At 72.6% G+C, this 8,411-nt stretch carries 11 protein-coding genes; 2 read left to right on the top strand and 9 right to left on the bottom strand.

Features of this window, described 5'->3' with window-relative positions; translation table 11 throughout:
* Window positions 1-96 precede the first annotated feature (96 nt).
* The 7 genes from ggt to ACESM1_RS18630 all read right to left on the bottom strand — a co-directional run bounded on the left by ggt (window position 97) and on the right by ACESM1_RS18630 (window position 5,003).
* Window positions 97-1,710 (bottom strand): gamma-glutamyltransferase, encoded by a 1,614-nt coding sequence (gene ggt, locus ACESM1_RS18660; protein ID WP_372622632.1) that lies wholly within the window; start codon window positions 1,708-1,710, stop codon window positions 97-99.
* A gap of 2 nt (window positions 1,711-1,712) precedes the next feature.
* Complete coding sequence (locus ACESM1_RS18655; protein WP_372622630.1) at window positions 1,713-2,297, bottom strand: nitrile hydratase subunit alpha; 585 nt, start codon at window positions 2,295-2,297, stop codon at window positions 1,713-1,715.
* On the bottom strand, window positions 2,297-2,581 hold the full coding sequence (locus ACESM1_RS18650) for an SH3-like domain-containing protein (RefSeq protein ID WP_372622629.1): 285 nt from the start codon (window positions 2,579-2,581) through the stop codon (window positions 2,297-2,299). Before ACESM1_RS18650 ends, ACESM1_RS18655 begins: the two co-directional genes overlap by 1 nt.
* Entirely contained in the window at window positions 2,578-2,877 is a 300-nt protein-coding gene (locus ACESM1_RS18645; RefSeq protein ID WP_372622627.1) for a nitrile hydratase, read from the bottom strand. Before ACESM1_RS18645 ends, ACESM1_RS18650 begins: the two co-directional genes overlap by 4 nt.
* On the bottom strand, window positions 2,877-3,311 hold the full coding sequence (locus tag ACESM1_RS18640; RefSeq protein WP_372622625.1) for an SH3 domain-containing protein: 435 nt from the start codon (window positions 3,309-3,311) through the stop codon (window positions 2,877-2,879). Before ACESM1_RS18640 ends, ACESM1_RS18645 begins: the two co-directional genes overlap by 1 nt.
* A 496-nt stretch (window positions 3,312-3,807) precedes the next feature.
* Window positions 3,808-4,191 carry a DsrE/DsrF/DrsH-like family protein gene (locus ACESM1_RS18635; protein WP_372622623.1) on the bottom strand — a complete coding sequence of 128 codons (384 nt, stop codon included), beginning with the start codon at window positions 4,189-4,191 and terminating at the stop codon, window positions 3,808-3,810.
* Window positions 4,179-5,003, bottom strand: coding sequence for a HesA/MoeB/ThiF family protein (locus ACESM1_RS18630; protein WP_372622637.1), 825 nt, complete (start codon window positions 5,001-5,003; stop codon window positions 4,179-4,181). Before ACESM1_RS18630 ends, ACESM1_RS18635 begins: the two co-directional genes overlap by 13 nt.
* A gap of 128 nt (window positions 5,004-5,131) precedes the next feature.
* Between ACESM1_RS18630 and ACESM1_RS18625 the strand changes: the two genes are divergently transcribed.
* Window positions 5,132-5,863 carry a 3-keto-5-aminohexanoate cleavage protein gene (locus ACESM1_RS18625; protein WP_372622621.1) on the top strand — a complete coding sequence of 244 codons (732 nt, stop codon included), beginning with the start codon at window positions 5,132-5,134 and terminating at the stop codon, window positions 5,861-5,863.
* Window positions 5,864-5,944: 81 nt separating this feature from the next.
* On the opposite strand, the gene ACESM1_RS18620 is transcribed toward ACESM1_RS18625, so the two are convergent.
* Both ACESM1_RS18620 and ACESM1_RS18615 read right to left on the bottom strand, forming a co-directional pair.
* Entirely contained in the window at window positions 5,945-6,715 is a 771-nt protein-coding gene (locus ACESM1_RS18620; RefSeq protein ID WP_372622619.1) for an SDR family oxidoreductase, read from the bottom strand.
* A 46-nt stretch (window positions 6,716-6,761) separates the two neighbouring features.
* Window positions 6,762-7,187, bottom strand: a complete 426-nt coding sequence (locus ACESM1_RS18615) for a DUF1489 family protein (RefSeq protein WP_372622617.1) — start codon at window positions 7,185-7,187, stop codon at window positions 6,762-6,764.
* Window positions 7,188-7,310: 123 nt separating this feature from the next.
* On the opposite strand from ACESM1_RS18615, the gene ACESM1_RS18610 reads away from it, so the two are divergent.
* Window positions 7,311-8,306, top strand: coding sequence for a TAXI family TRAP transporter solute-binding subunit (locus ACESM1_RS18610; RefSeq protein ID WP_372622615.1), 996 nt, complete (start codon window positions 7,311-7,313; stop codon window positions 8,304-8,306).
* Window positions 8,307-8,411: the final 105 nt, after the last annotated feature.

Genomic DNA, 8,411 nt, shown 5'->3' with positions numbered 1-8,411 from the left:
GTCATCTCCGCCTCCAGCCAAAGCTGGACGCCTACGAATCACACCCTGCCGCGCCGCATCCAATCACAAGCCGATTCCAGCCTGGGCTACTCGGGTCTACCAGGCGATCGCCACGCCGCCGCCGCCACGGGGGTCGGCGGCACCGGTGGGCCGGCCGTCGCGCAGCAGGATGGCGTGCGCGCGGCTCATGCCGGGATCGTAAGAGATCGGCGAGTGGCGGACCTCGTGGCCGAGCGCGCGCAGGCCATCCACGACGTCGCCCTGCACGCGCGCCTCGCAGAAGACCGGGCCGCCCTCGCAATGGATGCGCGGGAATGAGACGGCCTCCACCGCGCTCATGCCGAAGTCGATGGCGTTGACGATGGTGGTCAGCACCGAGGAGATGATCACGCTGCCGCCGGGCGCGCCGACGATCATCCAGGGCGCGCCAGCCTTGGACAGGATGGTCGGCACCATGCCGGTGGTGCGCGCCTTGCCGGGCGCCATGCTGTTCGCCCGGCCGGGCTGCATGTCGAACAGCTTCATGGCGTTGTTCCAGTTGAAGCCGAGCCCCTCCGTCACCACGCCGGCGCCGGTGCCGAGGGTGTGCGTCAGCGAGACGCAATTCCCCGCCGCATCCCAGGCCGACAGGTGCGTGGTGCAGGATGGCGGCGCGCCCGCGCGCCCGCCCGGCAGCCAGCCATCGCGGATCTTCCGCGCCCAATCCGCCGCGCGCGCCTTGGAGGTCATCTGCTCCACCGGCACGGGCACGAAGGCGGGATCGGCGAGCCATTGCTCGCGATCCTCATGCGCGGCGGCCATGGCACGTGCGACGAGATCGAGATGCCGCACGCTGCCGGGATGGGTGCCGGCGAAGTCGAAATTCTCCAGGATGTTCAGCATCGCGATCAGCACCGCGCCCGAGCCCGGCGGCGGGTTGGAGGCAATCTCGTAGCCGCGATAGCTGCCGATCACCGGCGCGGCCTCCACCGGCCGGTAGGCGGCGAGGTCGGAGGCGGTGACGAAGGCGCCGTTGCGCTCGAAATCGGCGGCGATGCGTTCGGCGATGCCGCCGGTGTAGAAGGCCGCCGCACCCTCGGCCGCCAGGCGTTCGAGGGTCGCGGCCATCTGCTCGTGGCGGATGACCTCGCCGACCTCGTGCAACGCGCCCTCGGCGTTCAGGTAGAGCGCGGCGCAGGCGGGTGTCTTCGTCACGCGCTGCATGCCGGTCGGGAGGCCGGGCTGCGGCGCGCGCACCAGGAAGTCGCGGAAGAAGGGCGTCACCACCATGCCCTCGCGCGCCATGCGGATGGCGGGGGCGAGCAGGTCCGACCAGTTCCAGGTGCAGAGCGCCTCGTGGAAGCGCGCCAGGCCGGCGACGGTGCCGGGCGTCATGATGGCGGTGTAGCCGAGTTCGGCGCGGTGATCCGCGAACAGCGCATAGCCCGAGATCTGCGACCGGCCCTGGCTGTCGGCGGCCCACATGTCGGGCGTCACCTTGGCACCGGCGCGGGCGTGGAAATCGATCATGCCGTGCCGGCCGGAGCGCGCGTCGCGGAATTGCAGCGTGCCCATGCCGCCCAGGCCGCACATGAAGGGGTCCTGCACCATCTGGCAGAAGGCGGTGGCCAGCGCCGCGTCGAAGGCGGTGCCGCCGCGGCGCAGGATGTCGGCGCCGACATCCGCCGCGCGCGGCTGCGGGCAGACGACGATCCCCTTGATGCTGTCCATGCCTAGGCCGCGTGCGGCAGCGTGACGCCGACCAGCGCGTCGCGGGTGACGATGGAGGCCAGCCGCGCCGCGTCCCAGCCTTCGGTGCCCGCGGGGCGCATCGGCAGCACCATCCAGCGGTAGTCGGCGGTGCTGTCCACCACGCGCAGTTCCATCGTGTCGGGCAGCACGGTGCCCCATTCCGCCAGCACGCCGCGCGGATCGCGCACCGCGCGCGCGCGGTAGGCGGCGGATTTGTACCAGTGCGGCGGATAGCCGAGCACCGCGCGCGGATAGCAGGAGCAGAGCGTGCAGACGACGAGGTGGTGCAGCGCCTCGGTGTCCTCCAGCACGCCGAGCGGCGGCGCGCCGGCCATGGAGACGCCCATCGCCTCCGCCGCCCTGCTGCCGTCGCTGAGCAGCAGCGCGCGGTACTCGGGATCGGTCCAGGCACGCGCGACCATGCGGGCGCCGGTCTCGGGGCTGGCACGGTCGGTACGGGCGATCTGGTCCACGATCTCCTGCTCGGTCACCACGCCTTTCGCCGTCAGCGCGGCGACGAAGCGGTCGAGCAGGGCGATGCTCCCGGGTCCGGGTGGGGCGGCCATCAATGCATCTCCTCAAGCCAGTGCTCGAAGATCTCGACGAGCAGCGTGTCGCCGGATGCGCCCTCGCCGAATAGCGCGGGCTGCTCGAAGCGCACGTGATACAGCGGCACGCGCGCGGCGGGGCGGCCGAAGGCGAGGTCCTCGGGGTTCGGATGGGCGCCGAGCGGGCGCTCCACCACGCCGGAGGAACCGCGGAGGTAGTGCGGCGTGCGGATGTGGCAGGGGCCGCGCAGTTCGGGGAAGTCGCGCTTCACCCGCACCGGCGTGCCGGCGGCGAACCTCATGACGCGATGTCCTTCGCGCCGACGACGCCCTTCTCAACCATCAGCCCGCTGATCGCGCGCAGCCAGCGCTCGTAATAGCCGAGCGCATGGTACTCGGCGTCGGGGATCGCCTCCACGCAGCGGCGCAGCTCGTCCACGCTCATCAGGCCGCGCTGGGCGAGAAGCTGGCGCAGCGCGTCCACGCGCTTGCCGAACTCGTCGGGCGGCGCGTTGTCGTCGGGCTCCACCGGCGTGCAGCGGAAGCGCGGTGCGCCACCGAGGTCATGCGTGGCGGGCGGCGGCGTGTCCTCGTCCATCACTTCACCTCCTCGCCGGCGATGATGCCCCAGACCTCGTTGCGGCGAACATAGCCGCGATGGCCGGCGACCTGCACCTCGCACCAGGCGCTGGTGGCCTCGCATTCGCGCACCCGTGCGATCACGCCTGCGCGCAGCCGCGCCGCCGGCGGGCTTTCCGCATCCGGACCGTGGCGGAGCGCGATCTCGGTGGCGCCGGCGGGCGGGCGCACCAGCACGGTGCGGCGGCCGGCGAGCGTGGACTGGTGCACCCAGCCCTCCGCGCCGTCCACGTCGCGCACCCGGCGCCAGACCTGGAACTCGCCGATGATCTGCACCGGCAGGTCGCGGCGCTGGAAGGTCCATTCGATCGGGAAGGTGGTGTTCGGCCCCACCCGCAGATTGACTTGGTCGGAGCGCAGCGAGGCGAAGCGCGGCAGCGGCAGCCCGCTCACCTGGCCGACCGAGGGCGGCGTAGGCGAAGGTGGGACCGCCGTCGGGGCGGGCGCAGGGCGGCTGGCCGCGGCGGCCCCTGCACTGGCAGCGGCACCGGCAGCCCCCGCCGCGGCGGCCACGCCGGGGCGGCGATTCGCGGGCGGCGTCCTGGCGCCGACTGCCGGCGGCTGCGCCGGGGGCCGGCGCGCCGGGGTCGCCTGCGCCGGCGGGCGTGGCGCTGGCGCCGGTGCGGGGCGGGCCTGCGCCGGGCGCGGCGCGGCTTGCGGGGGCGTCGGCGCCGCCTGCGGCGCTGGGCGCGGCGCGGCGGGCGGCGTTGCGGGTGCCGGCGAGGGCGCCTGCAACGGGCGGGGCGGCGGCAGGCTGCCGGGCTGCACGATCTGCTGGGGCCAGGCCGGACCGCCGGCCAGTGCCGAGAGCAGGACCGCAACCTGGACGGGAAGGAGCACGCGCATATCCGATCCCTCCGACACTTTCGTGCGCCGGGTCAAGCCGTGCTCAGAGGGTCACGATCTGGCCGGCGCCGATCGCCGCCAGGAAGGTCACGACACCCGCCACTTCCACCCCCGGGCGCAGCGCCGCCGCGTCGAGTCCCTCGGCGCGCAGCCCCGCCTCGCAGGCGATGCGGCGGATGCCGAGCTCTTCCGCCGCCATCAGCAATGTTCCGATGCCGGCCACGCCGCGCTCCGCCAGCAGCGATTCGCGGGCATCGGCTTCCAGCGGCCGCGCCCGGTGGAACAGCCGGCAGCCGGCGTTGGTGGCGAAGATCACCACCTCCCGCCCCACCGCCGCCGCGCCGGTGGCCAAGACCAGCGCGTAGTGCGCGCGCTCGTGATCGCCAGAGAGCAGCAGGATGCCGAGCGGGTGTGTCAAACGGCGCACACCGCCGGCGCCACGCCCTCATGCGCCGAAAGATCGTGGATCGTCGCCGTCTCGCCGCACAGCGTGCAGGCCGGATCGCGCCGCAGCTTCACGGTGCGGAAGCGCGCATCCAGCGCGTCCCACAGCAGCAGCCGCCCCGACAGGCTCTCGCCGATGTCGAGGATCAGCTTCAACACCTCCGTCGCCTGCAGCGTGCCCATCACGCCGGTGACCGCGCCGAGCACGCCGGCTTCCGAGCAGGTCGGCACCAGGCCTTCCGGCGGCGGCTCCGGGTGCAGGCAGCGATGGCAGGGATGCGGCGCGCCCTGATGCCCGCGGAACACCGAAAGCTGCCCCTCGAAGCGCAGCACCGCGGCACTCACCAGCGGCCGGCCGAGCAGGTGGCAGGCATCGCCGAGCAGGAAGCGCGTGGCGAAATTGTCGGTGCCGTCGCAGACGATGTCGTAGCGCGGGATCAGCTCCCGCGCCGCCTCCGCGTCCATCCGGCGGGCATGGACCACGACGCGCACCTCCGGGTTCAGCGCCGCCAGCGTCTCCGCCGCGCTCGCCGCCTTGTTGCGGCCGAGGCGCGCGGTGCTGTGCGCCACCTGGCGCTGCAGGTTGGAGAGTTCGAGGCTGTCATGGTCCACCAGCCCGATCGTGCCGACCCCCGCCGCAGCGAGGTAGAGCGCCAGCGGCGACCCCAGCCCGCCGGCGCCGACCACCAGCACCTTCGCCGCGCGCAGCCGCGCCTGGCCCACCGCGCCCACCTCCGCGAGCAGGATGTGGCGGGAATAGCGGTGCAGCTCCGCCTCGGTGAAGTCGAGATCCATCGCCGCGATATGGTCGCGCCGGGCCGGGTGGCGCAAGCCGGGCAGCGCAGGCGGGGCGAGGCGGCCCTGGCATCCTGCGGCGCGGCGCGCATAGTTGGGGCGATGCCGGCGGCGACGGAGGAGGGAAGGTGGCAACGACGCGGCGCATCCAGGCCTGCCTGAACGGGGCGCGGGCGAAGGGCTTCCATCCCCGCCTGCCGGTCACGCCGGACCAGCTGGCGGCCGACGCCGCCGCCTGCGTCGCGTCCGGCGCCGTCGCGCTGCACATCCATCCGCGCGACGCCGAGGGCGCCGAGACGCTGGATCCGGCGGCGGTGGGTGCCGCCGTCACCGCGGTGCGCCGCGCGGCGCCCGGCGTGCATGTCTCGGTCAGCACCGGCGACTGGATCGAGCAGGACGATGCACGGCAGCTTTCCTGCGTCCGCCGCTGGGCCGGGCTGCCGCTGCTGGCGCGGCCGGACGAGGCCTCGGTGAACCTCGCGGAGCGCACCGCGCCGGCGGTGATCGAGGCGCTGCAGGAAGGCGGCATCGGCGTCGAGGCCGGGCTGGCCTCGATCTCGGATGCCAACCGCCTGCTCGCCCTCGGCCTGCTCCCCGGCTGCCGCCGCGTGCTGGTGGAGATGGACGATGTCGAGCCCGCGGCGGCCGAGGCGGTGGCCGCCGGCATCCTGGCGCTGATCGGCGAGGGCGGGCCGGAGCACCAGCTGCACGGCTTCGGCCGCAGCGCCTGGCCGATGGCGCGCCGCGCCGCTGCGCTCGGCCTGATGCTGCGGATCGGGCTGGAGGATATGGCCGAGCTGCCCGATGGCAGCCCGGCGCAGGACAATGCTGCGCTGGTGGCGGCGGCGATGGCGCTTTAGCCCGCGATCGCCGGCTCGAAAGGCTGGACCCGAGTAGCCAGGACACAATCCGGGCAACTCGGGTCTAGCGCGCCTGCCGCCTCACATCATGTTCGCGGTGACGCCGCCATCCACGAAGACCAGCTGGCCGGAGACGAAATCGCTGGCCGACGAGGCGAGGAACACCGCCGTGCCGGCGATCTCCTCCGGCTGGGCGTAGCGCTCGGCCGGGCAGCGGCGCTTCACCGTGGCGAGCCATTCCGGGTTGTTCAGCAGCGGCTTGTTCATCTCGGTATCGAACCAGCCGGGACCGATCGCGTTGCACTGGATGTTGAACGGGCCGAGTTCCACCGCCAAGGCGCGGATGAACATCTTCAGGCCGCCCTTGGCCGCCGAATAGGGCGTGATGGTGCCGCGGCCGAGCTCCGACGCCAGGCTGCCGATGGCGATCACCTTGCCGCGCCGGCGCTCCTTCATCCCCGGCACGACAAGGCGGGAGAGGCGGAACAGGGCGGTCAGGTGGGTGTCGAGCACGCCGTACCAGCCTTCGTCGGTCAGTGTCTCGACCGGGCCGCGATACTGGTTGCCGGCATTGTGCAGCAGGATGTCCACCGGCCCGAGGCCCTTCACCACCCGCTCCATCGCCGCTGCGTCGCGCACGTCGAAGGCGGCGGTGCGGACCTTCAGCCCCTCGGCGCGCATCGCCTCGGCCTGGGCATCGAGGGTCGCCTGTTCGCGCCCGTTCAGCACCACCTCGGCGCCGGCGCGCGCCAGGCCCACGGACATCGCCGCGCCGAGCCCGCGCGAGGCGCCGGTGACGAGCGCGACGCGCCCGGTGAGATCGAACATGGCGGCATGCTGCGGCGACGGCATCGGCGGTTCCCTCCGTGATGGTTGCGGAGAGCCTACCCCATCCCACTCAGATCAGGCAGAGCGCCGCCAGCTCCTTCCGCAGCGCCGGGGGCAGCTTCTCGAGCCCGCTGGCCGGCACCGCGCCGCGCGGCAGGTCGGCGGGCGCGGCGGCGGGGTCGAAATAGCGCCAGCCCTGGAACGGCTTCTGGGGGCGCAGCTCCACCGGCACCAGCTCCCGGTCCAGCACCAGGCCGCAGCAGGCGGTGCCGTCGTCCCACGTCTCCTCGCGCACATCCAGCAGGCGCTGGCGCACCCGCACGAAGCCGCCGATCACCCAGTAGAGCGAGCCGCCATCGAGCAGCTCCGCCACGCGCTTCGGCATCATGCGGGTCTGGTGACGCAGCGGCGGGTCGTGGCGGATGCGCTCGGCCTGCCAGTCGGCCAGCTCGGCGACCTCCTTCACCCCGACGCAGAGCTTGATGATGTGGAGCATGCAGCCACCCTGATGTGGCAGATGGCCGAGTCCGCGCAAGGGCGCCGATCCGGCCATGGGTTGCGCCGGCGGGCGGTAGCTTGCTAACCGGTAACCTGCCGAATGCACCCATGGGAGGATAATATGCATCGTCGAGTCATCCTGGCTGGCCTCGGCCTGGCCGCCCCCACCCTCATCGGGCTCCGCCCGGGCCTGGCGCAGCCGCGCAACGCCAGCTGGCCGCGGGCCCTGACCATGGGCACCGCCGCGCCGGGCGGCACCTATGCGCTGTATGGGCCGGCCTGGGGCCAGCTCGCGCAGGAGGCCACGGGGGTCAACATCTCCTATCGCACCACCCAGGGCCCGAACCAGAATATCGTCCTGGTCCAGCGCAAGGAAGTCGAGCTGGGCATGGTGACGATGGGCGTCGCACTGCAGGCCTGGAACGGCACCGGCCCCTGGACCCAGGGCAACAAGTTCCAGGACATCCGTGCGGTGTTCCCGATGTACGACACGCCGTTCCATGGCATCGCGCTGAAGAGCTCCGGCATCAGCAAGCACGCCGACCTGGCGGGCAAGAATGTCGGCGTCGGGCCGCGCGGCGGCACGCCGGGCACCTACTACCCGCTGATGCTCGACCATCTCGGCTACAAGCCCTCGGCGATCCGCTTCGGCTCGGCCTCTGACATGGCGGGCCAGCTGCAGGACCGGCTGCTGGACGCCTTCGTCTTCGCCTCCGGCGTGCCGGTGCCGGCCTTCAGCGAGCTGGAGGTGCAGGCCGACGTGAACTACCTCGACTTCACCGCCGACGAGATCCGGAAGCTGACCGAGAAGTACCCGGAGATGGCGCAGGGCCAGCTGCCGATGGGCACCTATCGCAAGCAGGCGGAGCCGCTCGACATCGTCGGCATGTACAACTTCGCCATCGCCCACAAGAGCCTGCCCGACGACCTGGTCTATGAGATCACCAAGTCGGTGCTCGGGCAGAACGCCCGGCTGAAGAACGCGATCTCCGCGGCGTCGGAGACGGTGGCGGCGAACTGGAACAAGAACACCTTCCTGCCCTTCCACCCCGGCGCAGCCCGCTACCTGCGCGAGGTCGGGCAGCCGGTGCCGGACATGATGGTCCGCGGCGCCTGATCGACTGAAGGCGCGCGCCCTGGCCGGCAAGGTCGGCAAGGCGTCTCGACGCTTCGGCATGGACGACCTCAAGGACCAGCTCCAGCAGATGGAAAAGCTCGGCGG

Source organism: Falsiroseomonas sp. (assembly GCF_041690465.1).
Lineage (GTDB): Bacteria > Pseudomonadota > Alphaproteobacteria > Acetobacterales > Acetobacteraceae > Falsiroseomonas.
The sequence above is the reverse complement of the archived record's forward strand: the minus strand, read 5'-3'. Positions and strand labels throughout refer to the sequence as shown.

Excerpts from the sequence above, each read along its gene's own strand:
- ACESM1_RS18645 (WP_372622627.1), bottom strand. The coding sequence starts at position 2,877 with ATGGACGAGGACACGCCGCCGCCCGCCACGCATGACCTCGGTGGCGCA.
- ggt (WP_372622632.1), bottom strand. The coding sequence starts at position 1,710 with ATGGACAGCATCAAGGGGATCGTCGTCTGCCCGCAGCCGCGCGCGGCG.
- ACESM1_RS18610 (WP_372622615.1), top strand. The coding sequence starts at position 7,311 with ATGCATCGTCGAGTCATCCTGGCTGGCCTCGGCCTGGCCGCCCCCACC.
- ACESM1_RS18620 (WP_372622619.1), bottom strand. The coding sequence starts at position 6,715 with ATGCCGTCGCCGCAGCATGCCGCCATGTTCGATCTCACCGGGCGCGTC.
- ACESM1_RS18650 (WP_372622629.1), bottom strand. The coding sequence starts at position 2,581 with ATGAGGTTCGCCGCCGGCACGCCGGTGCGGGTGAAGCGCGACTTCCCC.
- ACESM1_RS18630 (WP_372622637.1), bottom strand. The coding sequence starts at position 5,003 with ATGGATCTCGACTTCACCGAGGCGGAGCTGCACCGCTATTCCCGCCAC.
- ACESM1_RS18615 (WP_372622617.1), bottom strand. The coding sequence starts at position 7,187 with ATGCTCCACATCATCAAGCTCTGCGTCGGGGTGAAGGAGGTCGCCGAG.
- ACESM1_RS18655 (WP_372622630.1), bottom strand. The coding sequence starts at position 2,297 with ATGGCCGCCCCACCCGGACCCGGGAGCATCGCCCTGCTCGACCGCTTC.